At 72.2% G+C, this 24,261-nt stretch carries 22 protein-coding genes, 1 tRNA gene and 1 pseudogene; 8 read left to right on the top strand and 16 right to left on the bottom strand.

Annotation, left to right across the window (positions count from 1 at the left end):
- Positions 1-165: 165 nt before the first annotated feature.
- The 6 genes from MRBLMI1_RS01435 to MRBLMI1_RS01410 all read right to left on the bottom strand — a co-directional run bounded on the left by MRBLMI1_RS01435 (position 166) and on the right by MRBLMI1_RS01410 (position 5,758).
- On the bottom strand, positions 166-1,719 hold the full coding sequence (locus MRBLMI1_RS01435; protein ID WP_367726364.1) for an FAD-dependent oxidoreductase: 1,554 nt from the start codon (positions 1,717-1,719) through the stop codon (positions 166-168).
- A complete protein-coding gene (locus MRBLMI1_RS01430; RefSeq protein WP_367726363.1) occupies positions 1,716-2,591 on the bottom strand; it encodes an FAD:protein FMN transferase in 876 nt (291 codons plus the stop codon). Before MRBLMI1_RS01430 ends, MRBLMI1_RS01435 begins: the two co-directional genes overlap by 4 nt.
- An 8-nt stretch (positions 2,592-2,599) precedes the next feature.
- Positions 2,600-3,097, bottom strand: a complete 498-nt coding sequence (locus tag MRBLMI1_RS01425) for an FMN-binding protein (RefSeq protein WP_367726362.1) — start codon at positions 3,095-3,097, stop codon at positions 2,600-2,602.
- 115 nt (positions 3,098-3,212) lie between these two features.
- Positions 3,213-4,247 carry a ribose-phosphate diphosphokinase gene (locus MRBLMI1_RS01420; RefSeq protein ID WP_367726361.1) on the bottom strand — a complete coding sequence of 345 codons (1,035 nt, stop codon included), beginning with the start codon at positions 4,245-4,247 and terminating at the stop codon, positions 3,213-3,215.
- A complete protein-coding gene (gene glmU / locus MRBLMI1_RS01415; RefSeq protein ID WP_367726360.1) occupies positions 4,237-5,685 on the bottom strand; it encodes a bifunctional UDP-N-acetylglucosamine diphosphorylase/glucosamine-1-phosphate N-acetyltransferase GlmU in 1,449 nt (482 codons plus the stop codon). The genes MRBLMI1_RS01420 and glmU overlap by 11 nt, the downstream gene beginning before the upstream one ends.
- Before the next feature lies 1 nt (position 5,686).
- Positions 5,687-5,758: transfer RNA gene (locus MRBLMI1_RS01410), tRNA-Gln, on the bottom strand.
- A gap of 64 nt (positions 5,759-5,822) precedes the next feature.
- On the opposite strand from MRBLMI1_RS01410, the gene MRBLMI1_RS01405 reads away from it, so the two are divergent.
- From MRBLMI1_RS01405 to MRBLMI1_RS01395, 3 genes and pseudogenes are all read left to right on the top strand, one after another.
- Complete coding sequence (locus tag MRBLMI1_RS01405) at positions 5,823-6,320, top strand: MarR family winged helix-turn-helix transcriptional regulator (RefSeq protein ID WP_367726359.1); 498 nt, start codon at positions 5,823-5,825, stop codon at positions 6,318-6,320.
- Entirely contained in the window at positions 6,317-6,829 is a 513-nt protein-coding gene (locus tag MRBLMI1_RS01400) for a hypothetical protein (RefSeq protein WP_367726358.1), read from the top strand. The genes MRBLMI1_RS01405 and MRBLMI1_RS01400 overlap by 4 nt, the downstream gene beginning before the upstream one ends.
- A 23-nt stretch (positions 6,830-6,852) precedes the next feature.
- A pseudogene (locus tag MRBLMI1_RS01395) lies at positions 6,853-7,077 on the top strand (MarR family transcriptional regulator); the annotation flags it as partial.
- A 117-nt stretch (positions 7,078-7,194) separates the two neighbouring features.
- Here the strand turns inward: MRBLMI1_RS01395 and MRBLMI1_RS01390 are convergent.
- Positions 7,195-7,929, bottom strand: coding sequence for a hypothetical protein (locus MRBLMI1_RS01390; RefSeq protein WP_367726357.1), 735 nt, complete (start codon positions 7,927-7,929; stop codon positions 7,195-7,197).
- Between the two features lie 160 nt (positions 7,930-8,089).
- Here MRBLMI1_RS01390 and MRBLMI1_RS01385 point away from each other — a divergent pair, with 160 nt between their 5' ends.
- Entirely contained in the window at positions 8,090-9,751 is a 1,662-nt protein-coding gene (locus MRBLMI1_RS01385; RefSeq protein ID WP_367726356.1) for a PHP domain-containing protein, read from the top strand.
- A 109-nt stretch (positions 9,752-9,860) separates the two neighbouring features.
- On the opposite strand, the gene MRBLMI1_RS01380 is transcribed toward MRBLMI1_RS01385, so the two are convergent.
- From MRBLMI1_RS01380 to MRBLMI1_RS01350, 7 genes are all read right to left on the bottom strand, one after another.
- Positions 9,861-11,657 (bottom strand): ABC-F family ATP-binding cassette domain-containing protein, encoded by a 1,797-nt coding sequence (locus MRBLMI1_RS01380; RefSeq protein ID WP_367726355.1) that lies wholly within the window; start codon positions 11,655-11,657, stop codon positions 9,861-9,863.
- Positions 11,658-11,763: 106 nt separating this feature from the next.
- Positions 11,764-12,681 (bottom strand): ABC transporter substrate-binding protein, encoded by a 918-nt coding sequence (locus MRBLMI1_RS01375; protein WP_367726354.1) that lies wholly within the window; start codon positions 12,679-12,681, stop codon positions 11,764-11,766.
- Between the two features lie 56 nt (positions 12,682-12,737).
- On the bottom strand, positions 12,738-13,493 hold the full coding sequence (locus MRBLMI1_RS01370; protein WP_367726353.1) for an ABC transporter permease: 756 nt from the start codon (positions 13,491-13,493) through the stop codon (positions 12,738-12,740).
- Positions 13,490-14,182, bottom strand: coding sequence for an ABC transporter permease (locus MRBLMI1_RS01365; RefSeq protein ID WP_367726352.1), 693 nt, complete (start codon positions 14,180-14,182; stop codon positions 13,490-13,492). Before MRBLMI1_RS01365 ends, MRBLMI1_RS01370 begins: the two co-directional genes overlap by 4 nt.
- Entirely contained in the window at positions 14,179-15,003 is an 825-nt protein-coding gene (locus MRBLMI1_RS01360; protein ID WP_367726351.1) for an ABC transporter ATP-binding protein, read from the bottom strand. The genes MRBLMI1_RS01365 and MRBLMI1_RS01360 overlap by 4 nt, the downstream gene beginning before the upstream one ends.
- Before the next feature lie 14 nt (positions 15,004-15,017).
- Complete coding sequence (locus MRBLMI1_RS01355) at positions 15,018-15,320, bottom strand: DUF427 domain-containing protein (protein ID WP_367727531.1); 303 nt, start codon at positions 15,318-15,320, stop codon at positions 15,018-15,020.
- A 135-nt stretch (positions 15,321-15,455) separates the two neighbouring features.
- Positions 15,456-16,388, bottom strand: a complete 933-nt coding sequence (locus tag MRBLMI1_RS01350) for a 4-(cytidine 5'-diphospho)-2-C-methyl-D-erythritol kinase (protein WP_367726350.1) — start codon at positions 16,386-16,388, stop codon at positions 15,456-15,458.
- Between the two features lie 262 nt (positions 16,389-16,650).
- On the opposite strand from MRBLMI1_RS01350, the gene MRBLMI1_RS01345 reads away from it, so the two are divergent.
- Positions 16,651-18,231, top strand: a complete 1,581-nt coding sequence (locus tag MRBLMI1_RS01345; RefSeq protein ID WP_367726349.1) for a stealth family protein — start codon at positions 16,651-16,653, stop codon at positions 18,229-18,231.
- On the opposite strand, the gene MRBLMI1_RS01340 is transcribed toward MRBLMI1_RS01345, so the two are convergent.
- Entirely contained in the window at positions 18,182-19,117 is a 936-nt protein-coding gene (locus MRBLMI1_RS01340) for a phosphodiesterase (RefSeq protein WP_367726348.1), read from the bottom strand. The genes MRBLMI1_RS01345 and MRBLMI1_RS01340 overlap by 50 nt on opposite strands.
- 134 nt (positions 19,118-19,251) lie before the next feature.
- Complete coding sequence (gene rsmA / locus MRBLMI1_RS01335; RefSeq protein WP_367726347.1) at positions 19,252-20,091, bottom strand: 16S rRNA (adenine(1518)-N(6)/adenine(1519)-N(6))-dimethyltransferase RsmA; 840 nt, start codon at positions 20,089-20,091, stop codon at positions 19,252-19,254.
- 56 nt (positions 20,092-20,147) lie between these two features.
- Here rsmA and MRBLMI1_RS01330 point away from each other — a divergent pair, with 56 nt between their 5' ends.
- The 3 genes from MRBLMI1_RS01330 to MRBLMI1_RS01320 all read left to right on the top strand — a co-directional run bounded on the left by MRBLMI1_RS01330 (position 20,148) and on the right by MRBLMI1_RS01320 (position 24,180).
- Positions 20,148-21,599: a sugar porter family MFS transporter gene (locus MRBLMI1_RS01330; protein ID WP_367726346.1), complete on the top strand. Its 1,452-nt coding sequence runs from the start codon at positions 20,148-20,150 to the stop codon at positions 21,597-21,599.
- The gene (locus MRBLMI1_RS01325) at positions 21,596-22,594 is read left to right on the top strand and encodes a DUF2332 domain-containing protein (protein WP_367726345.1); all 999 of its coding nucleotides are present in this window, start codon (positions 21,596-21,598) and stop codon (positions 22,592-22,594) included. Before MRBLMI1_RS01330 ends, MRBLMI1_RS01325 begins: the two co-directional genes overlap by 4 nt.
- 338 nt (positions 22,595-22,932) lie before the next feature.
- The gene (locus tag MRBLMI1_RS01320; protein WP_367726344.1) at positions 22,933-24,180 is read left to right on the top strand and encodes an MFS transporter; all 1,248 of its coding nucleotides are present in this window, start codon (positions 22,933-22,935) and stop codon (positions 24,178-24,180) included.
- Positions 24,181-24,261: the final 81 nt, after the last annotated feature.

The raw sequence follows: 24,261 nt of genomic DNA, 5'->3' as shown, positions 1-24,261 counted from the left end.
CGGGAACCCCTCGACGCGTACATCTGCGACAAGTCAGGGCCGTCGCCCCGCGGGCGCCAACCCCCTGCCGTGACTGGGCGCAGATGTACGCCGGGAACCCCTCGACGCGTACATTCGCGACAAGTCAGGGCCCGGCAGGACCCCGGCGGCGCGACGCCGGCGGGGTCAGTAGCCGGCGAAGGCGTCCGTCGTCAGCGACTTCGCCCGGCCGAGCGCCGGAGCGAGAGCGGCGATGAGGGCGGGCGGGCCCGACACGAACGCCGCGCGCTGCGCGATGTCGGGCACCGCGCGCAGGAGCGCGGCGGCATCCACGCGGTCCGGCCCGGCCCACGACCAGCCCGCGGGCAGGTCGACGGGCTCGTCGCGCGAGAAGACGACGACCGGGATGCCGCTGGCGACGATGTCGTCGCGGAAGGCGAGCTCGTCCGCACTCGAGACGACGTAGACGAGCACCGCGTCGCGCCGCTGCCCCGTCGCCGCGAGGTGGCGCAGCTGCGACACGAAGGGGGTCACGCCGATGCCGGCGGCGACCAGCAGCAGCGGGGACGTCGGCCGGGCGGGCAGGACGAAGTCGCCCCACACCCCCGTCGCCGCGAGCGTCGCACCGGGCGCGACAGCGGCCAGCGCACGCTTGTAGGACGACTGCGAGCCGTCCTTGAACGCGATGCGGACCTCGGGCAGATCCTCGGGCGCCGAGGCGATCGAGAACTCCCGGCGGGTGCCGCGGGCGTCCGGCCGGCGGTGCGGCACGTCGAGCTCGAGGTACTGCCCGGGCGAGAAGCGGAACGGCGCCGCGGCCTGGAACGTCAGCTCGCGCACCGTCGGGGTCAGGTCGCGGCGCCGGTCGACTCGCAGCCGGACCGCCGCCCGCAGGGAGAACGCGAAGGCCAGCAGGTTGCCGACGAGAAGGGCCCGCTCCTGGCCGAGCGTGACGTCGCCCACCGGCAGGGGCCACCCGGCGAGGACGCCGACCAGGGCGGCGACGGCGAACTGCTGTCCGCGGCGCGGCGGCAGGGTGAGCGGCTCGGACAGCATGAACGCGCCGAGGAAGAGGAAGGGCGACGAGAAGGCGACCTGCAGCAGCAGCGCCGGCACGTCGACGGGGAAGCCCGCCGACTGGAACTGCAGCGTCGTCCGCGTGAACGCCACCGCCATCGCCACCACCCAGAAGACGACGACCACGGGGAGCTTGTCGGTGCGCCACAGCAGCAGCACGCCGAGCACGAGCACCGGTGCGGCCAGCCACGGCGACCCCACCCACCAGGCCGACGAGCCCAGCGCGGGCACCGCCACGCTCACGATCGTGAGGACGGTCGCGCCGGTGGCCGCGGGATTCAGGATGTGCCGCCCGCGCCATACCAGCAGATACTTCGACAGGGATGCCACGACCCCGGCGAGCACGAGACCGGCCAGGCCCAGCGGGTCCAGCGTCGGCCGCAGCACGAAGAGCAGGATCGCGGCGGTGATCGCCGACGACTCCCAGCGCCGTGGCATCCGGAGCACCGTCTGCGCGGCGAGGTCGGTGAGCAGGCACGCCGCCGCGAGCACCACGGCGCTCCCCAGGATCTCGAACGGTTGCGGTCCGACGAGGCCGGCGACCGACAGGGCGAGGGAGATCACCGTCAGCAGCGCCAGCGCGCCGAGGATGAGGCGGTACATCGACACCCGCCCGAGGACGCCGAGGACGCGGGTGGACCCCGCCGTGAGGGTGGCGCTCATGAGAAGACCTCTCCATCGAATCCGGGCGACCACTGGACGCGGCCGTCCGTCGCCATGCGCACCCAGTGCGCCCCCCAGTCGGCCGCGAGTTCGGGGCCGCCGTCGAAGAACAGCGCCGTCGCCAGCGCGTCCGCGCGCATCGCCGTCGGGGCGAGCGCCCACGTCGCCGCCCATGCCTGCACGGGCACGCCGGTGCGGGCGTCGAGGACGTGGTGGAGGCCGTCGCCCCACGCGCGGCGGTTGATCGCGGAGGCGCACAGGGCCCCGTCGCGGACGGTCGCGACGCCGATCGCCCGGCGCGCGTCGTACGGATGCTCGAGACCCACCCGAACGGGGACGCCCCGCACCGCGAGGTCCCCGGAGGCGTCGACCACGACGTCTCCCCCGGCGGCGGGCTCGACGACCGCGAGCACGAGGTCGACGAGCCGGCCCTTCCCGAGGGCGCCGACGTCGATCGTGGCGGGGGCCGACAGCCGCAGCGTCGACGCGTCCCACTGCAGGACGTCCCGCCACCGCGGAGCCGGCACGGGCGCGCCGGCCGCCACGAGGGAGGTGCGCGCGTCGTAGCCGAGGCGGGCCAGCGCGTCGCCGATGAGCGGGTTGACGGCCCCGCCCGTCGCCGCGTCGAGCTCGCCGTACAGCGACAGCATGGCATCCGCGTCTCCGGGGAGGGGGATGGATGCCGCCTCCCCCGAGGCCAGAGAGGCGACAAGCGAGTCGGCGCGGAAGCGCGACCAGTCCCGGTCGAAGTGCGCGACGACGCCGGCCACCTCGTCCCGCACCTCGGCGGGAAGAGGGGCGGCCGTCTCGATCGCCCAGAACGTGCCGATCGCGTCGAACCGCCAGACGCTGCTCGTGGTCGCGGTGCTCACGGCCGGACTCACGCGGCGGCGTCGGCCTTGATCGCGTCGACGGCCTGGTTGAAGCCGCCGCTGGTCAGCGACGAACCGGCCACGCGGCTGACGGAGATGTCGTCGATGCTCTTGCCGACCACCTCGTCCGCGATGCCGCCGATGAAGCGGCTCTGGTACTCCTGCGACTCGCGGGCCTGCGGGTCGCCGGTGACCTCGACGTCCGTGATGACGTCGTCGGCCAGGGTGAGGGTGACCTCGATGGTCTCGACGCTCTCGGGCGTGGCGTACTGGCCGCTGGCGCTGTAGGTGCCGTCGGCGTAGGCCCCGCCGCCGGAGGACGAGCCGGAGTCGCTGCCGGTCGCACCGGTGCCGGTGGAGGACGAGGGGGCCGTGGTCGCGGCGGGAGCCGGGGCCGAGTCGGTGGTCGTGCCGCCGGCGCAGCCGGCCAGAGTGACGATGCCGGCGACGCCCACGAGGGCGGCTCCGATGCGGGCGGGTCGGGGTACGGCGGTCGTGCGGATCATGAGGGTCCTCCTTCTGTCGTGCCTCGCGGCTCGTTCGCGATCACGTTAGAGACACGGCCCTCGACCCCGCCTGGTTCACCCTATGCGCCGGCTGTGAGTCGGCCCCGGACGCGGCCTAGGCGTCGCCGCCGAACATGCTCGTGACGGAGCCGTCCTGGAAGACCTCGTGGATGGCGCGCGCGAGCAGCGGCGCGATCGGCAGCACGGTCAGGCCCGGGAAGCGGCGATCGTCGGGCAGCGGGACCGTGTCGGTGACCACGACCTCGTCGATGGCGGCATCCTGGAGCCGTTCCGCCGCGGGATCGCTGAAGATCGCGTGCGTCGCGGCCACGATGACCTTGCGGGCGCCGTTGGCCTTGAGCGCCTGCGCGGCCTTCACGATCGTGCCGCCGGTGTCGATCATGTCGTCGACGAGCAGGCAGGTGCGGCCGTTCACGTCGCCGACGATCTCGTGCACGGAGACCTGGTTGGCGACCTTCGGGTCGCGACGCTTGTGGATGATCGCGAGCGGGGCGCCGAGGCTGTCCGACCACGTGTCGGCGACGCGGACGCGGCCCATGTCAGGCGACACGACGGTGAGCGTCTCGCGGTCCTCCCCCGTGAGGCCCTTCTCGAAGTGCTCCAGGAGGACGGGCTTGGCGAACAGGTGGTCCACGGGGCCGTCGAAGAACCCCTGGATCTGCGCCGCGTGCAGGTCGACGCTCATCACGCGGTCCGCGCCGGCGGTCTTCAGCAGGTCGGCGACGAGGCGGGCGCTGATGGGCTCGCGGCCGCGGCCCTTCTTGTCCTGACGCGAGTACGGGTAGTACGGGGCGACGACCGTGATGCGCTTGGCGCTGGCGCGCTTGAGGGCGTCGAGCATGATGAGCAGCTCCATGAGCCACTCGTTCACCGGCGGGCCGAACGACTGCACGATGAAGACGTCGCAGCCGCGGATGGACACCTCGAACCGGGTGTAGATCTCGCCCGAGGCGAAGGTCCGGTGCTCGGTGGGGGCCAGCTCGGTGCCGAGGTGGTGGGCGACCTGCGCGGCCAGCTCGGGGTGCGAACGACCCGAGGCGACGACCAGGCGCTTCTTGGTCTTGGCGACCAGCCCGGGGGCGATGCCGTTGTCGCGATCGAGGTCTACCGTGTTCTTCTTACGAGCCATCAGCCGCTTCCTGTGTGGAACGGGCCCGCGCGGCGACATCGGCCGCTCCGGTACCCGGTCGGTTCTTCTCGACCCACCCCTCGATGTTGCGCTGGGGGGCGACGCTGAGCGCCAGGGCACCGGCGGGGACGTCCTTGCGGATGACGGCGCCGGCACCGGTCTTGGCGCCGTCTCCAATCGTAACCGGCGCCACGAAGACGTTGTGCGAGCCGGTGTGGACCTCGTCTCCGATGACGGTGCGGTGCTTGGCGATGTCGTCGTAGTTCGCGGTGATGGCGCCCGCGCCGAGATTGACGCGCTCGCCGATCTCGGTGTCGCCGATGTAGGACAGGTGCGGCACCTTGCTGCCGGCGCCGATGACGGAGTTCTTGACCTCGACGAACGTGCCGACCTTGCCGCCCTCGCCGACACGGGCGTTCGGCCGAAGGTACGAGAACGGGCCGACCGTCGCGCCGGGGCCGACGACCGCCAGCGTGGCGTCGGAGCGGGTGACCGTCGCGTCCTCGCCGATCTCGCAGTCGCGCAGGCTCGTGTCGGGGCCGATCGTCGCGCCCGCGGCCACCGTGGTCGCGCCGAGCACGTGCGTGTTCGGCAGGATCGTCACGTCGGGGGCGAGCGTGGCGGTGACGTCGATCCAGGTCGAGGCCGGGTCGACGACCGTGACGCCCTCGAGCTGCCAGCGGCGCACCGTGCGGGCGTTGAGGGTCAGACCGGCCTGCGAGAGCTGCACGCGGTCGTTGACGCCCAGCGCCGCCGAGGCGTCGGAGGTGAGGGATGCCGCCACCCCGAGCCGCGCCTCGCGGAGCAGCCCCACGACGTCGGTGAGGTACTTCTCGCCCTGCGCGTTCGCGGTGCCGACGTGGGCGAGCTGGTCGCGGAGCGGAGCCGCGCGGAAGACGTAGACGCCGACGTTGATCTCGCCGACCGCCGCCTCGTCCGGCGACGCATCCTTCTGCTCCACGATGCGGGCGACCGCGTCGCTGTCGTCGCGGATGACGCGGCCGTATCCGGTGGGGTCGTCCACGCGGGCGCTGAGCAGGGTGACGGCGGTGCCGCCGCCGCGGTGGGTGTCCAGGAGCCCCGCGAGGGTCGCCGGCTCCAGCAGCGGGACGTCGGCGCTGAGGACGAGCACGTCGCCGTCGAAGTCGGTCAGCGCGTCCAGCGCCGCTTCCACCGCGCGCCCCGTGCCGGGCACCTCGTCCTGGTCGACCACGACGACGCCCGGGGCGAGCTCCGCGACGGTGGCCGCGACGCGCTCCCGCTCGTGACGCACGACGACGACGATGCGGTGGGGGTCCAGCGCGGCGGCGGTGTCGAGGACGTGCCCGACGAGCGGGCGACCCCCGACCGGGTGGAGCACCTTCGGGGTGCGGGACCGCATGCGCGTCCCCTGCCCTGCGGCGAGGATGACGACGGCGAGCTCGGTCGTTGATGTCATGCTCCGCCGCCAGGATTCGAACCTAGTCCTCACAGCTCCAAAGGCTGTCGTGCTGCCGTTACACCACGGCGGACCGCGCCGTAGGCGCCGGTCAAGTCTGCCAGACGGCGGCCGCGGCTTCCGGACATAATGAGTCGGTGAGCCGAGACAGCGACGAGGTCGACCGCATCGTCGAGGCCTGGGTGCGTCAGCGGCCCGACCTGGACTTCTCCCCGCTGGAGGTCCTCTCCCGCGTGGCGCGGCTGTCGCGGCACCTGGACTTCGCCCGGCGCGAGGCCTTCCGGCGCAGCGACATCGAGTCGTGGGAGTGGGACGTCCTCTCCGCCCTCCGCCGCGCCGGCGAGCCCTACCAGCTGAGCCCGAAGCAGCTCCTGCAGCAGACGCTCGTCTCCAGCGGCACGATGACCAACCGCATCGACCGGCTCGTCGCCCGCCGCTTCGTCCGCCGCGAGTCCGACCCCGGCGACGGCCGCAGCATCCTCGTCACGCTCACCGACGACGGCAGGATGCGCGTGGATGCCGCCATCACCCGCCTCGTGGACGCCGAGGCCCTGTTGCTCGAGGGGCTCTCCCGCGGCGACCGCGACCGCCTGGCCGGCCTGCTCCGCAAGCTGAGCCTCGGCTTCGACGCATGAGCGCGCCCACGGTCGCGCGGTCGTTCTGGCGTCGAGTGATCGCGTGGGTGGACCTGCGGTTCCGCTCCGCGGCCGCCATCTACGGCCTCATCGTCTTCACCGCGTTCGTCGTGATCGCCGAGGATCACGCCGAGGACGTGTGGGACGTGCTCCTCACCGCCCTGGGGACGCTCGTGGTGTTCTACATCGCGCACGTCTTCGCGCAGGCGCTCACCTCGCTCGGCGACCACGGCTTCCGCGCGTCCGCGCTCAGCGCGCTCCAACACGGCTCGGCGATGCTGTTCGCCTCGGTCCCGTCCACCCTGGTGCTCGTCGTCGGCGGCGTCACCGGGATGCCGGTCACCGAGGCGACCTCGTGGTGCACGCTGGCGACCTTCCTGGTGCTGGCGATCCTGGGCTTCCACGCCTACCATCGCCGGGGCGCCGACCTGCCCAAGCGCCTCGTCGCGGCCGCGGCGACGGCGACCCTCGGTCTCCTCATCGTCGCCCTGGAGGCCGTGTTCCACTGACGTGCGAATCCGTCGGGCGCACGGTCAGTCGGGGGGCGCTTCGTCCTGTGATCGACCGGCTCTTCATCCGCCGCTTCGTCCGCCGCGAGTCCGACCCCGGCGACGGCCGCAGCATCCTCGTCACGCTCACCGACGACGGCAGGATCCGCGTGGACGCCGAGGCCCTGCTGCTCGAGGGGCTCTCCCGCGGCGACCGCGACCGCCTGGCCGGCCTGCTCCGCAAGCTGAGCCTCGGCTTCGACTCCTGAGCGCGCCCGCCGCGCGGCCGTCTCCCCTCACCTGCGTCCTCGTGTGGATCGACGTGCGGGTCGGCTCCCCGACGCCATCGACGGCCTGATCGGCTTCACGGCCTTCGTCTCGACGGGTCAGGCATCGGCGCCCTCGCGACGACGACGGCGCAGGACGAAACCGGTCACCACGGCAGCGGCAGCGAGCAGCCCCGCCCCCGCCGCGACGGACCCGCCGGTCACGGCGAGGTTCGTCCCGCGCGCGGCGGGCGCGGGAGTCGCGGACGCGGTGGGCGCGGTCGGAACGGATGCCGTGGGAGACGGCGAGGCACTCGGGGCACCCGCCGTGGGGGTCGGAGTCGACGGGGGCGTCGCCGTCGAGGTCGGCGTCGGCGTCGCGGTGGGCGCGCCGGGGATGGACCACCGGGCCGCCGCGAACGAGACCGTGACGGTCGCCACGGGCGTGACCGTCGACGGCACCCCACCGCTGAGGGCGAGGCACTCGAGGGTGAGCTCGGCGGATCTCGTTCCGGCGGGGACCAGTTCGGCGAAGGACGAACCCATCGGCACGACGACCGCCCCCGCGCCCGCGGGGACGGTGGCCGACGCCACGACGGCGCTGCCGCCGACGGGCGTCACCGTCAGCCGGGCGCCGTCGCGCACGCCCACCGGGCACCCGCCGCTCGCCTCCGCCGTGGCGAACGACGGGTAGGCGGTGGCGTCTCCCGCAAAGATCGCCGCGCCCGCGGCATCCCGGATCACCAGCTCGTCGGCGGTCGCGGCGAACGCTCCGGCGGCACCCAGCGGGAGCAGCGCCGCGACGGCGACCGCGGCGACGGGAAGGAGTCGGAGGGAGGAGGTGCTGGACGACATGGCGGCTCTCGATCGAGGCGGGTTCTGCGGACGCGAGGGACTGTGCCGCACCGGATGATCCGGCCGGTGAACGGATGATGACGTCAACATCATCGACCGGCCACCTCGCATTCACCCGCCGCGCATACGTTCCCGGCGACCCTCCTCACGAAAGTCAGCGATGTCCTCTCCCACGCACTCCGGCCTCTCGCGCCGCACCTTCCTCGCCGCCGCGGCCGCCCTCACCACCGCCTCGGCCGCGTCGTCATTCGGCCCCGCCGCGGTCGCGAGCGCTCAGGCCGCGACCGCGACCACGCCGGCCGACCCGTCGACGCTCAGCTGGCTCGTGTTCGACCACCATGTGCACTCGGTCTACTCGCACGACGCGAAGTACGCGATGACGACGATCCTCGACCAGGCTCAGCGTTTCGGAGTGGATGCCATCGCCTTCACCGAGCACAGCAACCTCGGGCACGCGAACGTCGGCGGCGTCTTCAACGCGGCGCGCGAGATCGAAGCGGCGCGCACCGCGCGGCCCGGCCTGCTCGTGTTCCAGGGCCTCGAGTGGTACATCCCCGCCGCGGAGCACGGAACGGTGCTCGTGGCACCCGGTCCTCGCGTGACGCAGGTGCTGCGCCGCTTCGAGCTCGACTACGACGGCAAGCTCAACAAGTGGGAGAAGCCCCGCCCCGACACGAGCGACGCCACCGACTGGCTGCAGCACGCGGTCGACGGCATCCGGTGGCTCGGTCAGCAGCGTAAGAGCGGCGTGATCGACGACGTGCTGGTGCTCGCGAACCACCCGAGCCGACTGGGCATCGACTCCCCCGGCGAGCTGCGCGCGTGGCAGGATGCCGACCCCGACGTGTTCCTCGGCTTCGAGGGGGCCCCGGGTGCGCAGGCCTCGGGCCTCGCCGCCAACACCACCGACCGCTCGCAGCGCGGCGAGTACGAGAACTCGCGCAGCGACTACTCCTTCCCCGGTTTCCCTCCCGAGGCCTACCGCGCGCACGGTGGCTTCGACTGGATGACCGCCGTCGTCGGCGGCATGTGGGACGCGCTGCTGAGCGAGGGCCGCCGCTGGTGGATCACGACGAACAGCGATCTGCACCTGAAGAATTTCGACAACACCCGAGTGGGCGACTTCCCCACCGGCACGGGGTGGGACAGCGGCGCGACGCTGGCGAACTTCAACCGTGCGGGCCGCCGCCCCGACCCCGTGTCGACGGCGACGCCGCAGGGCGGGAGCGATCTGTGGCCGGGAGAGTTCAGCCGCACCCACGTGGGCGCCACCGCGCGCACGCACACCGCCGTCCTCGACGCGGTGCGCGCGGGGCGGATGTGGGTCGACCACGGCCACCTCGTCTCCGCCCTGTCGGTGACGCTCCGCGCCGCCGACGACACCGCCAGCACGGCCACCCTCGGCGGAACCCTGCGCGTGCCGCGCGGGACGAAGGTGGAGCTCGTGATCGACGTGGAGCCGACCGCGCAGCGCAACTCCGCCGGCATCCTCCCGCGTCTCGCGCACCTCGACGTCATCCGCGGCGAGATCACCGGCCCCGTCGGCGACCGCGACACGATGGTGGCGCCGAAGACCCGCGTGGTCGAGCTGCTCGACGTGAGCGACCGCAGCGGCTCGCCCTTCCAGATCGTGATCCCGGTGGGCACGGTCGACGTCGACGGCTACGTGCGCGTGCGCGGATCCGACGGACACGTGAACGGCACCGGCCCGCGTGGCGCCGAGGTCGACCCTCGCGCGCCGCAGCCGCACGCGCCCGGCCAGGGCAACCCGTGGCTGGACACCTGGCTCTACACCAATCCGATCTTCGTGTCGGTGCGCTGAGCGCCGCGGCGCGGCGAGCGGAGGAGATCCGGTCGGCGGAGGACGGTCACGGCACCGGACGTCCTCCGCTCCGCGAATCCCCTCCGCTCAGCGTCAACGGCGGACGGGGTCAGCCGATCGCGTCGGTCAGCTCGAACCAGCGCTCCTCCAGCTCGTCGCGCTCGGTCTCCAGGGAGCCGATCCGCTGCATCTCGGCACCGAGACCCACGTAGTCCGCCTGGTCGTGGTCGGCCAGGGCCGCCTTCGCGCGGTCGATCTGGGCCTGCAGCTTCTCGATCCGTCGCTCGAGGGCCGACGACTCCTTCTGGGCCGCGCGCAGGTCCGCGCCGGACAGGCCGGGAGCCGCCCCCGTGGACGTGGGCGCCGACGCGGGACGGGAGGCGGTGGCATCCTGAGCCGCCCGGAGGCGCAGGTACTCGTCGACCCCGCCCGGGAGATGGCGCAGCCGAGCGTCGAGGATGGCGAACTGCTGGTCCGTGACGCGCTCGAGGAAGTAGCGGTCGTGCGACACCACGATGAGGGTGCCCGACCACGAGTCGAGGAGATCCTCCATCGCGGCGAGCATGTCGGTGTCGAGGTCGTTCGTCGGCTCGTCGAGGATGAGGACGTTCGGCTGGTCCAGCAGGATGAGCAGCAGCTGGAGGCGGCGCTTCTGCCCGCCCGACAGGTCCTTCACCGGGGTGGAGAGCTGCGCGCTGGAGAACCCCAGGCGCTCGAGCAGCTGGCCCGGGGTCAGCTCCTGCGCCTTCGAGCCGGCGCCGAACGAGTACGTGGTGCGCAACCCCGCGATCACCACGCGCACGGGGTCGTTCAGGTGCTGCTCCAGCTCGTCGAGGCGCTGGGTGAGCGTGGCGACCTTGACGGTCTTGCCGCGCTTCACCCGCCCGGTCGTCGGCTCGAGCGTCCCCGTGACGAGACTCAGCAGCGTCGACTTGCCGGCGCCGTTCACCCCCAGGATGCCGGTGCGTTCGCCGGGCGCGATGCGCCACTCGACGTCTCGCAGCACCGTGTGATCGCCGTAGCTGACGCCCGCGTCGAGCAGATCGACGACGTCTTTGCCCAAGCGCGCCACCGCGAGCGACTGCAGGGCCACCTTGTCGCGGATCTCGGGGACGTCCGCGATGAGCTCGTTGGCCGCGTCGATGCGGAACTTCGGCTTGGACGTGCGCGCGGGGGCGCCGCGGCGGAGCCAGGCGAGCTCCTTGCGCGCGAGGTTCTGCCTGCGCTGCTCGATGGATGCCGCCTGGCGGTCGCGCTCGACCCGCTGGAGGATGTAGGCCGCGTAGCCGCCCTCGAAGGGCTCGACGATGCGGTCGTGCACCTCCCACGTCATGGTGCAGATCTCGTCGAGGAACCACCGGTCGTGCGTGACGACGAGCAGCCCGCCCGCGCTCGGCGACCACCGGCGCTTGAGGTGCTCCGCGAGCCAGGTGATGGCCTCGACGTCGAGGTGGTTGGTCGGCTCGTCGAGGAAGAGCACGTCCCACTCGCCCGAGAGCAGGCGCGCGAGGGCGACGCGACGGCGCTGACCGCCGGAGAGGTCGCCGAGGCGGGCGTCCCACGGCAGGTCGCCCAGGAGTCCCGCGATGACGTCCCGGGTGCGGGCGTCGCCGGCCCACTCGTGCTCCGCCCGATCGCCGACCACCGCGTGCCCGATGGTGTCGTCGTCGTCGAGGGTGTCCTGCTGGTCGAGCACGCCGACGGTCACCCCGCCGCGCACGGTGACGCGGCCGCCGTCCGGCTCGCGCGTACCGGCGAGCATCCCGAGCAGGCTGGACTTGCCGTCGCCGTTGCGGCCGACGATGCCGATGCGGTCGCCCTCGTTCACGCCGAGGGAGACGGAGTCGAAGACGACCTTGGTCGGGTATTCCAGGTGCAGGGCTTCGCCCCCGAGCAGATGTGCCATATCCGTCCCAGGCTACCCGCCCGGTCGGGTCCGGCCGCCGGGAGGGCCCGGGAACACGGACGGCCGCCCCGCTGACGCGGGACGGCCGTGCGCGAGAGGCGTCGACTCAGATGTCGTTGTCCTCGAGCCATGCGGTGGCGATGTCGGCGGCGGACTCCTGGTCCTCGGTCGACTTCACGTTCAGCTCGACGAGACCCTCGGGGGTCAGGGCGGCGCTGATCTTGTTGATGATGTCGCGGGCCTCGTCCGAGAGGCTCTCGTTGACGACCGGCACGACGTTCGAGGCGAGGAACAGGCCCTCGGGGTCCTCGAGCGTGACGAGGTCGTCGGTCTGGATGCGCGGGTCCGCGGTGTACACGTTGGCGATGTTCACCGTGCCGGCGACGAGGTCGTCGACGGTGGTCTCGCCGGTGGGCTGGAACTGCACCGAGACGCCGTAGGTCTCCTGCAGGCCGTCCGGGCCGTAGGGGCGCTCGGCGAGCTCGGCGTTGCCGCCGAGGATCAGCGGCGTCGAGACGTCCGCGAGGTCGGCGATCGACTCGAGGTCGTTCTCCTCCGCGAAGGCCGAGGTGACGGTGTAGGAGTCCTGGTCGGTCGCGGACGACTGGTCCAGGACCTCGAGGCCGTCCGGCAGGGCGTCGGGGAGGGCGTCGTAGACGTCGTCCTCGGTGCGGGCCTCGGTGTCGGGCTCGAAGTACTGCAGCAGGTTGCCGGAGTACTCGGGGAAGACCGTGACGCTGCCGTCCTCGAGCAGCGGGATGTAGGCGTCGCGCTGACCGATGTTGAACTGGCGGGTGACGGTCAGACCGGCGTTCTCGAGGGCCTGCGCGTAGATCTCGGCGATGATCTCGTTCGAGTAGTACGCCTGCGAGCCGACGACGATGGTGTCGCCGTCGGCGCTCTCGCCGGATCCGCCGTTGCTGAGCGGGTCGTTCGAGCCGCCGCTGCAGCCGGCGAGGGCGAGCGAGGCGACCGCGAGTCCGGCGAAGATGCCGAGGCCCGTGCGGGTGCGTGCTGTGAACATGGTGCTTCTCTCTTCCGTGATGGAGGGATGACTCAGGACGGTGCGGGTCCGGAGGTTCAGGATGCCTCGGCCGATGCGGGCGCCGAGACGGGCGACACCTCGGCACGTCGCTGTCGTGCCGTGCGCGCGGTGGGAGACACCGCACCGACCGCGCGGATGCCGCGCGGCACGACGAGGTGCTGGACGATGGAGAACAGCCCGTCGACGATGAGGGCCAGGATCGCGACGAGCAGGGCGCCCGCGATGATGACCTCGACCCGCCGCGTCTGCAGACCGGTGATGATGTACTGCCCGAGTCCGCCGAGGCCGATGTACGCCGAGATCGTCACGGTCGCGATGACCTGCAGGGCGGCCGACCGGATGCCGCCGACGAGCAGCGGCAGCCCGAGGGGGACCTCGATGCGCCAGAGGATCTGCCACTCGGTCATGCCCATCGAGCGGCCTGCGTCGATCACGCGACGATCGATGGCCTCGAAGCCCGTGTAGGCGCCGGCGAGCAGCGACGGGATCGCGAGGACGAGGAACGTGATCACGGCCGCCTCGGGCTTGTACAGCACGCCGAGCAGCAGGGTCAGCAGGATGAGGAGGCCGAACGACGGGATGGCGCGGGCCGCACCGGAGACGGCGACGGCGACCTCGCGTCCCTTCCCGGTGTGGCCGATGAACCAGCCGACGGGGATCGCGATGATCGCGGCGATGACGACGGCGACCGCCGTGTAGGCGAGGTGCTGGGCGGTCGCGACCGCGATGGAGTCCATCCGCCCCGTGTCGCCGGAGAGGATCCAGGCGATGGCGTCGCCGAAGAGGTTCATGCGCCCGCTCCCACCGGGACGACCCGCGGACGGCGGCGGGCGGACGAGATGCGCGTCGCCCGGGTCCAGGGCATCAGCAGCCGGCCGGCGAGGACGAGCAGCAGGTCGAGGACGAGCGCGAGGATGACGACGGCGAGGACGCCGGCGAGCACCTCGGGGATGATGCGGCGCTGCAGGCCGTTCGTGAACAGATAGCCCAGGTTGTTGATTCCGACGAGGATGCCGACGGTGGCGAGGGCGACGGTGCTCGCGGCCGTGACGCGCAGACCCGCGAGGACGACCGGGCCGGCGAGGGGGAACTCCACCGCGAGGAAGCGGCGGAACGACCCGTAGCCCATCGCGGTCGCGGCCTGCCGGACGCCCGCGTCGACCGAGTCCAGGCCGTCCGAGACCGAGCGCACGAGGATCGCGATCGCGTAGATGGTGAGGGCCACGACGAGGTTGGTCTCGCTGATGAACGTGTACCAGCCGGTGGCGCTCGGCACGAGGATGAGCAGCGCGATCGAGGGGATCGTGTAGAGCAGGCCCGTGATGGTGATGACGCCCGAGCGGACCAGCCGGTAGCGCCACGCGACCCAGCCGAGCGGGATGCTGAGGACGAAGCCGATGACGAGCGCGAGCAGGCTCTGGCGCAGGTGGTCCAGCGTCAGATCCCCGATGAGCTCGAGGCTGTTGAGCACCCAGGTCACGGGCGGTTCTCCTCCACGAGCGCGCCCTGTGTCCGGCCGTCGGCGTCCACCACGACCGTGCCGGTCGCCGTCTGCTTCAGGCGCAGCGCGCGCTTGCCCTTGACCGCGCCGATGAAGCTGGCGACGAAGTCCGAGGCGGGGTTCTCGATGATCTCGCTCGGGGTGCCGACCTGGGCGATCTTCGCCCCCTTCTCGAGGATGACGACCTGGTCGCCGAGGAGGAACGCCTCGTCGATGTCGTGCGTCACGAACACGATGGTCTTGCCGATGTCGCTCTGCAGCCGGATGAGCTCCTGCTGGAGCTCGTCGCGCACGATCGGGTCGACGGCGCCGAACGGCTCGTCCATGAGGAGGATGTTGGGGTCGGCGGCCAGACCGCGGGCGACACCTACGCGCTGCTGCTGACCGCCGGAGAGCTGACTGGGGTACCGGTCGGCCATGGCGGTGTCCAGGCCCACCGTGCCCATGAGCTCGAGGGCGCGAGCGCGCGCCGCCTTGCGGTTCTGCCCCTGCAGGACGGGGACGGTCGCGATGTTGTCGGCGACGGTGAAGTGCGGCAGCAGACCGGAGTTCTGCATGACGTAGCCGATGCTGCGGCGCAGCTGCACCGGTGGGCGGGAGCCGATGTCCTCGCCGTCGATCGTGATGGTGCCCGACGACGGCTCCACCATGCGGTTGATCATGCGGAGGAGCGTCGTCTTGCCGCAACCCGACGAGCCGACGAAGACCGTCGTCTTGCGGGAGGGGATGACCAGATGGAAGTCGTCGACGGCTCGGGTGCCGTCGGGGAAGACCTTGGAGACGGCCGAGAACTCGATCATGCGCGTGTCCGAACTCAGTCGGAGACCACGACCTTGCGGTCGAACGCGACGTATCCGGCGAAGTCGGTCCCCACGCGGTCGACGGCTCCGGGCCGCAGGTCGGGGTAGGACCAGGCGCCGTCGGTCAGCTCCGCGCCGTCGAGGGAGACGTTCCAGTACTGCGCCGCCCCCTTCCAGGGGCAGGTGTACGGGGTGGGGCTCTGCTGCAGGGCACCGTCGCGCACCGCCTGCGGCGGGAAGTACCAGTTGCCCTCGATCTTGACGAGGTCGTCGTTGTCGGCTTCGGCGATCACGACGCCGTCGAGCACTGCCTTCATGAGAACCTCCTCGGGCGCCCCCGCGGGCACGGCACCCAGCGGTGAGTCAACCACCTTGTCCCGAGGCTAGCGAGCCCCCGACTGCGCAATGCGAACATTGCCCCGTGTGACGACCTCGGCTATGGTGCGCCGCGGTCAGAGGACGCGCGCCCCGGCGACCGGTCCGTGCACGTGGAGGGCCACGAGTCCCGCGGCGCTGAGGGTGACCTGGAGGTCGAGGGCCGAGGCCTCGTCGGCGGCGAGGAACGCCAGCGTGGGACCCGACCCGGAGACGAGCCCGGTGAGGGCTCCGGACCGCTCCCCGCGCTCGAGGGCGCGGCCGAGGTCGGGTCGGAGATGCAGCGCCGGCGCCTGGAGGTCGTTGCGGACGGTGGCCGCGAGCATCTCCGCGTCGCCCTGGCGAAGGGCGTGCAGCACCGCCGGATCCACCGCGGGGACGCGCGGGGCCGGTCCGATGTCGACCGCGTGCCGCTCACGGTGGGCGTCCAGCTCGCCGTAGACCACGGGCGTGGACATCCCGAGGTCGCTGGTGACGAGGACCCAGTCGAACCGCCCGCGGGCGAGCGCCGGGCTGAGCTCGTCGCCGCGGCCGGTGCCCACGGCGGTGCCGCCCATCAGCGCGAACGGCACGTCGGCGCCGAGCTTCGCCGCCAGGCGGCCGAGCTCCGCCGTCGGCATCCCGAGCCCCCAGAGGGCATCGCAGGCCACGAGCGCGGCCGCGGCATCGGCCGAGCCGCCGCCCATGCCGCCCGCGACGGGGACCGCCTTGTCGACGGAGAGGTGCACCCCCCTGTCGATCCCGGCGGTCTGCGCCAGCAGTCGCGCGGCGCGGAGGGCGAGGTTGCGGTCGTCGGTCGGCACGCCGTCGACGTCGATGTGCCGGCGACCGGTCACCGACAGCGAGAAGCCGTCGGACGGCGTGGCGACGATCTCCTCGTACAGCGAGACGGCCTGATAGGCGGTGGCCACGTCGTGGTAGCCGTCGTCCTGGACGTCACCGACCTCGAGGAAGACGTTGATCTTGCCGGGGGCGCGGACGCGGACTGCGGGGGGAAGTGCGGGGTTCACGAGACTGTCAATGCCCTCCCCCGACCGCGGCGTCGGCGGTCGAATCCGGGGATCGAGCGGTGTGCGACACTGAGACGTCGGGCATCCGTCGCACGAGACGGCTCGTGCGCCTCAGGATCGCCTCGGCCGAAACGCGCGTCTTCCGTCACTCTTCGACAGTAGCGCGCCCACCCCCCTGCTTCGGTCCTGGCACCGAAACGCCCCCGAAACGCCGGAGACCTACGGTGAGCGGGACCCTTCCACCGACCCTCGAGGAGGCAGCATGCGACCGATCGTTCCCCTTTCGATCGAGAGCGATCCCTGGCGCGCGCTGCTGTCGCGCCCCGACATCCGCATGGTCGACGGCATCCTCCACGTGGTCGACGACGGCTCCACCCCGGCCGACGCCGAGCGCGACGACCTCCTCACCGTCGCCGCGGCGATCGAGGCCGCGGGCGTCCGCGTGCTGCTCGTGCGCGACGCGAACCGTCGCCCCAAGCTCGTCGTCGACACGGCGGACAGCATCGCGGCCCTGACTGCGCTGCGGGACCCGGAGCTCGGCCCCGTCTACCTGAAGGCCCGCGGCGAGGACCCCGTCCCGGCCCACAGCGTGGATGCCGCCCCCGGCGCTGTCGCCGCCTACGCGGTCTTCCGACCGCGCACCTCGACCGAGGGCTCGTACCGCTACGGCGCGCCGCTGGCCCCGCGGCTGGAGCTCTGGCGTTTCGGCAGCTCCGTCGTCGAGGCGCCCCGCCCGAGCGCGATGACCCGTCGGGTCTTCGCCACCGAAGACCTGGACCTCGCCGAGGTCGAGCGCTACGGACGCCGGTGGACGACGGTCAACGGCATGTTCGACCCGCACCCGAACGAGGTCGTCGACGAGATCGACATGGTCTTCTCGTGGGTGGACGGCTCGTCGAGTGAGTTCCAGCGCCAGCGCGCCGCCCGCATGAAGGGGTACGTGGTGGGAGACGGCGACGACAACGCCGCGCGGTACCGCCAGGTCGACGAGCTGCGCTACGCGTTGCGCAGCGTCCACATGTACGCGCCGTGGGTGCGCCGCATCTTCATCGCGACGGACTCGCCGCGCCCGGAGTGGCTCGCCGACCACCCCAAGGTGACGATCGTGCGCAGCGAGGAGTTCTTCGCCGACCCGTCGGTGCTGCCGACGCACAACTCGCACGCGGTCGAGGCGCAGCTGCACCGCATCCCCGGTCTCGCCGAGCACTTCCTCTACAGCAACGACGACATGTTCTTCGGCCGCCCGGTCGAGCCCGAGCTGTTCTTCAGCGGCGGCGGCGTCAGCCGCTTCGTCGAGAGCGGCGTGCGCATCGGCAGCGGCCCCGCCCACGTCGGCCGGTCCGGTCACGACAACGGCCTCCGTGTGAACCGCGCGCTGCTGCGCGAGAAGTTCGGACGCGTCATCACGCTCGACCTCGAGCACTGCGCCACGCCGCTGCGCCGGTCGATCGCGGCGGAGCTCGAGCAGGAGTTCGCCGAGGACTACGCCCGCACGGCCGCGAGCCGCTTCCGCTCGGCCACCGACATCTCCGTGACCAACAGCCTCTACCACCACTACGCCCTGGCCACGGGCCGCGCCGTCATCACCACGCAGCCGCGCACCCGCTACGTGCAGACGACGCAGCTCGACTCCCTCCGTCGCATGGAGCGCCTCGTCACGCGCCGCGACATCGACATGTTCTGCCTGAACGACGGCAGCGTTCCCGAGATCCCCGAAGAGGTGCGCGTCCCTGCACTGCGCGCCTGCCTCGAGCGCTACTTCCCCGTGGCCGCCCCGTGGGAGGTCGCGTCGGTCAGCGCAGGATCGGCAGGGGCGTCGTCGGCGGCGACACCCGCCCACTGAGGTCGCGCGCGGTCGGGACGACGATCCCCGCGGCGCGCAGACGCTCCTGCGACTCGGCGGCGTCGACGTACTGCAGCGCGTCCGCGCCGTCCAGGGGGACGACCGAGTGCACGACCGTCTCGTCGTAGACGTGCACGAGGTTGAACCCCTGGGCGCCGTCGCGGGGGCGCGTGCCGCCCGCGGGCACCGTCAGGTCCTGCGTGTAGCAGGTGGCCGACGCGACGGAGACGGGGATGCCGGCGAACGTCGCGAAGGTCGAGTAGTGCAGGTGGCCGGCGAGGATCGCGCGGACATCCGACCCGCGGAGGACCTCGGCGAGGCTCCGCTGGTCCCGCAGCTCGACCGACGCGGCCAGGTCCAGCACGCTCGGCACGGGCGGGTGGTGCATCGCCAGGATGGTGCCCAGCGGGGCGGGAGTTGCCAGCACCTCGCGCAGCCACTCGCGCTGCGCGGCGGTGACCTCGCCGTGGTGGTGCCCGGGGACGGTGCTGTCGAGCGTGATGATGCGCATCCCGTCGACCTCGTCGACGCGGTCCACGGGGGCGGTGGCGTCGCTGCCGTCGCCCGGCAGCAGGTGCGAGCGGAACGAGGCGCGCTCGTCGTGGTTGCCCATGACCCAGACGAGGCGGGCGCCCAGCCGCTCCGCGAGCGGCTCGACGAGCGCGCGGATGCGGACGTACGCGTCGTCCTCGCCGAAGTCGGCCAGGTCCCCCGTGAACACGAGGGCGTGCGGACGGACCCCGGATGCCTCGATGCCGGCGATCGCGCGGGCGAGGTACGCCTCGGAGTCCACGCGGTCGTACAGCGGCGCGCCGCCGGCACGCAGGTGGGTGTCGCTCAGGTGCAGGAGCACGCGCTCCGCGCGCGGGTACTCGGCGTAGCGCATCTCATCCCTCTCGGGTCGCCGGGTGCGACCACGTCACCGGCGCGATGCTCCCGGTCGGTTCGAAATGTTACCGGCATGTTTCCGGAACGCGGGGTGAACACGGTAAGAATTCGCCGCACGACCGCCCGGACGGCTCAGAGCGCGGCGATGCGGGCGTAGTCCTCGATGGAGAGCTGCTCCCCGCGCGCCGTGGGGTCGACCCCGGCGCGCTCGAGGGTCGCCGACGCCTCCGCGGCCGTGCCGCCGAGCACCCCGGCCAGTGCCTGTCGGAGCATCTTGCGCCGCTGCTGGAAGGCGGCATCCACGATCCGGAAGGTGCGGAGCCGGTGCTCCTCGCTGCCGCGGGGCTCGGCGTCGCGCTCGAAGGCGACGAGCACGCTGTCGACGTTGGGCACGGGCCAGAAGACCTGCCGCGACACGGTGCCGGCCAGCCGCCAGGCGCCGTACCAGGCGGCCTTGACGCTCGGGGCGCCGTACACCTTGGACCCGGGCGGGGCGGCGAGGCGCTCCCCCACCTCCGCCTGGACCATCACGACTCCGCTGCGGAGGTACGCGAAGGTCTCGAGGAAGTGCAGCAGCACCGGCACGGAGACGTTGTAGGGGAGGTTGGCCACGAGCACCGTCGGCTCCCCCGGCAGCTCGGTCACGCGCAGCGCGTCGGCGTCGACCACGGTCAACCGGTCCGCCGGCACCCCGTGCGCGGCCGCGGTCGCGGGCAGCTGTGCGGCGAGGCGGTGATCGATCTCGACCGCGACGACGGCGGCATCCGTCTCCAGGATCGCCAGCGTGAGGGAGCCCAGGCCGGGGCCGATCTCGACGACCCGGTCGTCGGCGCCGACGCCGGCGACCTGCACGATCTTGCGGACCGTGTTGGCGTCGACGACGAAGTTCTGGCCCAGCTTCTTCGTCGGGGTGACGTCGAGGTCGGCGGCGAGCCGGCGGATCTCGGCGGCACCGAGCAGCGAAACGGGCATTGGACCAGTTTAGGTCGCGTCCTGCCGACACCGTGGGACGGGAGTAGCGTGATCGGGTGAGCGACACCCAGTCCATCCCCGCAAACGCCTTCACCCTCCGCAGCCCCTACGGGCGACGAGCGATCGGCCTCTCGGTCGCCGCGGCGGTGGGAGGCTTCCTGTTCGGCTTCGACTCCTCCGTGATCAACGGCGCCGTCGACGCGGTGCAGGGGAACTTCGCCCTCTCGAGCGGCGTCACCGGTTTCGTCGTCGCCGTCGCGCTGCTCGGCTGCGCCGTCGGCGCGATGATCGCCGGCGCCCTCTCGGACCGCTGGGGCCGGCTGCGCGTGATGCTGCTCGGCGCGATCATGTTCTTCGTGTCGTCGATCGGCGCCGCGCTCACCTTCAGCGTCCCCGACCTCATCCTGTGGCGCGTCGTGAGCGGCCTCGGCATCGGCATCGCCTCGGTCGTCGCCCCCGCCTACATCGCCGAGGTCGCGCCCCGTCAGATCCGCGGCTCGCTCGCCTCGCTGCAGCAGCTCGCCATCACCCTCGGCATCTTCGGCGCCCTCCTCTCGGACGCGGTGCTCGCCACCAGCGCCGGCGGCGCGGCCAACCAGCTGTGGCTCGGGATGGAGGCCTGGCGCTGGATGTTCCTCGTCGGTGTCATCCCCGCCGCCGTCTACGGCATCCTCTCGTTCACCGTCCCGGAGTCGCCGCGGTTCCTGCTGGCCAAGGGCCGTCGCGAGGAGGCGCGCGCGATCTTCTCGCGCCTGGTGCCGCCCGCCGACCTCGACAAGACGATGAACGAGCTCACGCGGGCCATCGAGACCGACCGCAAGAACGCGAACGTGTCGCTGCGCGGCCCGGTCCTCGGCCTCCAGCGCATCGTCTGGATCGGCGTCATCCTGTCGGTGTTCCAGCAGTTCGTCGGGATCAACGTCATCTTCTACTACTCCACGACGCTCTGGCGCGCCGTCGGGTTCGACGAGAGCAACTCGCTGACCATCTCGGTGATCACGAGCGTGACGAACGTGGTAGTCACCCTGGTGGCGATCTTCCTCGTCGACCGCGTGGGCCGCAAGCCCATCCTCCTCACCGGCTCGGTCCTCATGACGGTGTCGCTGGCGGCCATGGCCCTGTCGTTCACCTTCGCGCAGGGCAGCGGCGAGGACGTCTCGCTGCCGGCCCCGTGGGGCACGATCGCCCTCGTCGCGGCCAACCTGTTCGTCGTCGGCTTCGGCGCCTCCTGGGGTCCGCTGGTGTGGGTGCTCCTGGGCGAGATCTTCCCCAGCCGCATCCGCGGCAAGGCGCTGGGCGTCGCCGCCGCCGCGCAGTGGATCGCGAACTTCGCCATCACGGTGTCGTTCCCGGTGATGTCGACGTGGTCGCTCCCCCTGACCTACGCGATGTACGCGCTCTTCGCCGCCCTCTCGTTCTTCTACGTCGCGTGGCGCATCCCCGAGACCAAGGGCATGGAGCTCGAGCAGACCGAGACCCTCTTCACGAACAAGCCCGCCCGCCGATGACCTCGCCCACGGCGGAGCGGTACCTCCGCTTCGCCGAGGTCGAGGCCCGGGGGCTGTCCCCGCGGTACGAGGAGTGGGCCCGCGGGGTGGCCGCCGATCCGGAGGTCGTGGCCCTGATCGATCGGGTTCCGGATGCCAAGAGGCAGGTCAACCTCGTCTTCGGCGCCGCGCGGTTCCATGGTGCGCCGGACGCTCGCTGGCCCGCGGCGCGCGACTGGATCGTCGCGCACTGGGGCCTGCTCGAGCCGACGATCCTCGAGCGGGCCACGCAGACGAACGAGGCCGCGCGCTGTGCGACCCTGCTCCCCGCCCTGGACCGCGTGGAGGGCCCCGTCGCCCTGCTCGAGGTCGGCGCCTCGGCGGGGCTGTGCCTGTTCCCCGACCGGTACTCGTACGAGTACCGCGACGCCGACGGCGTCCACTCGCGGCATCCGTCCGACGGGCCGAGCACCGTCGTGCTGCCGTGCGACCTCGACGGCGTCGCGGTTCCCCGGGCGGTGCCCGAGGTGGTCTGGCGGGCCGGGATCGACCTCAACCCGCTCGACGTCTCCTCCGCGGATGACCGCGCGTGGCTGCACGCCCTCATCTGGCCGGAGCACGACGACCGCCGCGCGCGGCTCCACGCGGCCGCCGAGATCGCCCGCCGCGATCCGCCGCTCCTCGTGCGCGGGGACGCGCTGGTCGACCTGCCCGCCGTCGCCGCCGCGGCTCCTGCCGAAGCGACGCTGGTCGTGTTCCACTCCGCCGTCCTGATGTACCTGTCCGCCGACGGACGTGCGCGGTTCGCGGACACCGTGCGGGCGATCGCGGCGGGACGCCCCACCGTCTGGATCTCGAACGAGTCCCCGTCGCTGTTGCCGGGCACAGCGGCATCCCTCCCTCCCCGGCCGGACCAGCAGGCGGTCTTCGCCCTCGCCGTCGACGGAGAGGCGGTCGCCCTCACGCACCCGCACGGGCGCTGGGTGCGGGGGTTCGGCACCTCCTCCTCGCGCTGACCACGGAGCCTCGGCGCTGAGTCGGCGCCCGGGTGCGTGCCGCGCGTGGTCCGCCGTGAGTTGGCGCAGATGCACGCGCGAGCGGCCCCGCGACGTGCATTCGCGCCAACTCAGCGGGTACTTCCCGGACGTTCATCGCTGACTTGGCGCAGATGCACGCGCAAGCAGCCTCGCAGCGTGCATTTGCGGCAACTCAGCGCATTGGGTACTTTCCGGACATTCAGCGCTGACTTGGCGCAGATGTACGCGCAAGCAGCCTCGCAGCGTGCATTTGCGGCAAGTCAGCGCCCTCGGAAGGCGGGGCGGGGGATGTCGGACGGGGGCCCTAGCCTGGAAAGGTGAGCAGGATCGGGGAATGGATCGCGCCGCGCAGGCTCGGGCCGGACTTCCGGTGGCTGCTCGCGTCGTCGTGGACGAGCAACATCGGCGACGGCATCGCCCTCGCCGCCTCCCCGCTGCTGATCGCCTCGCTCACGTCGTCCCCGCTGCTGGTTGCCGCGGGGGCCGCGATGCAGTTCCTGCCCTGGCTGCTCTTCGGTCTCTTCGCCGGTGCCGTCGCCGATCGTTACGACCGCCGCACGCTCGTCATGCTGGCCAACGGCTCGCGGGCGGTCGTGGTCGCCGGTCTCGTGGGGTTCCTCGTCACCGGACAGGCCACCGTCGGGATCGTGCTCGCCGTGGCCTTCCTGTACGGCACCGCGGAGGTGTTCGCCGACACGGCGGGCAGCACCCTCCTGCCGATGATCGTGCGCGGGGCCGACCTCGGCGTCGGCAACGCGCGGCTCCAGGCGGGCTTCCTCGTCGGCAATCAGCTCGCCGGCCCGCCGCTGGGCGCGTTCCTGTTCGCCGCGGGGGCGTTCTGGCCGTTCCTCGTGCAGATCCTCTGCGTGACGCTGGCCGTCCTGCTCATCGCGCGGATCGCACGGACGACGAAGTCGGACGACGACGCCCCCGTGACGGTCCGCGGCGGCCGGCCGATCCGGGAGGGCCTGCGGTGGCTGCGCGGCAATCCGCCCGTCCGCACGCTCGTCGTCATCATCCTCGTCTTCAACGTCACCTGGGCCGCGCCCTGGAGCATCCTCGTCCTCTACGCGACCGAGCGCCTCGGCATGGGGCCGGTCGGTTTCGGCGCGCTGACCACGGCCTCGGCGATCGGCGGCATCGCGGCCACCGTCGCCTTCGGGTGGCTCGAACGCCGTCTGAGCTTCGCCACCCTCATGCGGGTCTGCCTGACCCTCGAGGTGCTCATGCACCTCGGCTTCGCGGTGACGACGGTCCCCGCGGTGGCCCTGGCGATCATGGTGGGCTTCGGCGCCTACGCCTTCGTCTGGGCGACGATCTCGACGACGGTGCGCCAGCGCCTCGTGCCGCTCCCGCTCCAGGGCCGCATCGCCGCGGTCAACATGGTCGGCGTGTTCGGCGGTCTCGTGATCGGACAGCTCCTCGGCGGCATCCTGGCCCAGTCCTTCGGGATCACCGCGCCGTGGTGGTTCGCCTTCGCCGGGTCGGCGATCACCCTCGTCGTCATCTGGCGCTCGATCTCGGCGATCGCCGCCGCACCCCCCGCCGCCGACGCTCCCCGCTGACCCGCCCGCGCCCCCGTTCTGCGCGCTCCCCCGCCCCCTCCACGGTGACTGGGCGCGAATGTACGCGGAAGCGCCCCCGCG

The sequence above is a fragment of the Microbacterium sp. LMI1-1-1.1 genome (assembly GCF_040815675.1).
Taxonomy (GTDB): domain Bacteria; phylum Actinomycetota; class Actinomycetes; order Actinomycetales; family Microbacteriaceae; genus Microbacterium.
Note: the sequence above shows the minus strand (reverse complement) of the source record. Positions and strands in the feature narration are given on the sequence as shown.

What these genes read in the sequence shown, in the direction of transcription:
- MRBLMI1_RS01435 (WP_367726364.1), bottom strand. Translation starts at nt 1,719, where the DNA reads ATGAGCGCCACCCTCACGGCGGGGTCCACCCGCGTCCTCGGCGTCCTC.
- MRBLMI1_RS01425 (WP_367726362.1), bottom strand. Translation starts at nt 3,097, where the DNA reads ATGATCCGCACGACCGCCGTACCCCGACCCGCCCGCATCGGAGCCGCC.
- MRBLMI1_RS01420 (WP_367726361.1), bottom strand. Translation starts at nt 4,247, where the DNA reads ATGGCTCGTAAGAAGAACACGGTAGACCTCGATCGCGACAACGGCATC.
- glmU (WP_367726360.1), bottom strand. Translation starts at nt 5,685, where the DNA reads ATGACATCAACGACCGAGCTCGCCGTCGTCATCCTCGCCGCAGGGCAG.
- MRBLMI1_RS01400 (WP_367726358.1), top strand. Translation starts at nt 6,317, where the DNA reads ATGAGCGCGCCCACGGTCGCGCGGTCGTTCTGGCGTCGAGTGATCGCG.
- MRBLMI1_RS01390 (WP_367726357.1), bottom strand. Translation starts at nt 7,929, where the DNA reads ATGTCGTCCAGCACCTCCTCCCTCCGACTCCTTCCCGTCGCCGCGGTC.
- MRBLMI1_RS01385 (WP_367726356.1), top strand. Translation starts at nt 8,090, where the DNA reads ATGTCCTCTCCCACGCACTCCGGCCTCTCGCGCCGCACCTTCCTCGCC.
- MRBLMI1_RS01380 (WP_367726355.1), bottom strand. Translation starts at nt 11,657, where the DNA reads ATGGCACATCTGCTCGGGGGCGAAGCCCTGCACCTGGAATACCCGACC.
- MRBLMI1_RS01375 (WP_367726354.1), bottom strand. Translation starts at nt 12,681, where the DNA reads ATGTTCACAGCACGCACCCGCACGGGCCTCGGCATCTTCGCCGGACTC.
- MRBLMI1_RS01370 (WP_367726353.1), bottom strand. Translation starts at nt 13,493, where the DNA reads ATGAACCTCTTCGGCGACGCCATCGCCTGGATCCTCTCCGGCGACACG.
- MRBLMI1_RS01360 (WP_367726351.1), bottom strand. Translation starts at nt 15,003, where the DNA reads ATGATCGAGTTCTCGGCCGTCTCCAAGGTCTTCCCCGACGGCACCCGA.
- MRBLMI1_RS01355 (WP_367727531.1), bottom strand. Translation starts at nt 15,320, where the DNA reads ATGAAGGCAGTGCTCGACGGCGTCGTGATCGCCGAAGCCGACAACGAC.
- MRBLMI1_RS01345 (WP_367726349.1), top strand. Translation starts at nt 16,651, where the DNA reads ATGCGACCGATCGTTCCCCTTTCGATCGAGAGCGATCCCTGGCGCGCG.
- MRBLMI1_RS01340 (WP_367726348.1), bottom strand. Translation starts at nt 19,117, where the DNA reads ATGCGCTACGCCGAGTACCCGCGCGCGGAGCGCGTGCTCCTGCACCTG.
- rsmA (WP_367726347.1), bottom strand. Translation starts at nt 20,091, where the DNA reads ATGCCCGTTTCGCTGCTCGGTGCCGCCGAGATCCGCCGGCTCGCCGCC.
- MRBLMI1_RS01325 (WP_367726345.1), top strand. Translation starts at nt 21,596, where the DNA reads ATGACCTCGCCCACGGCGGAGCGGTACCTCCGCTTCGCCGAGGTCGAG.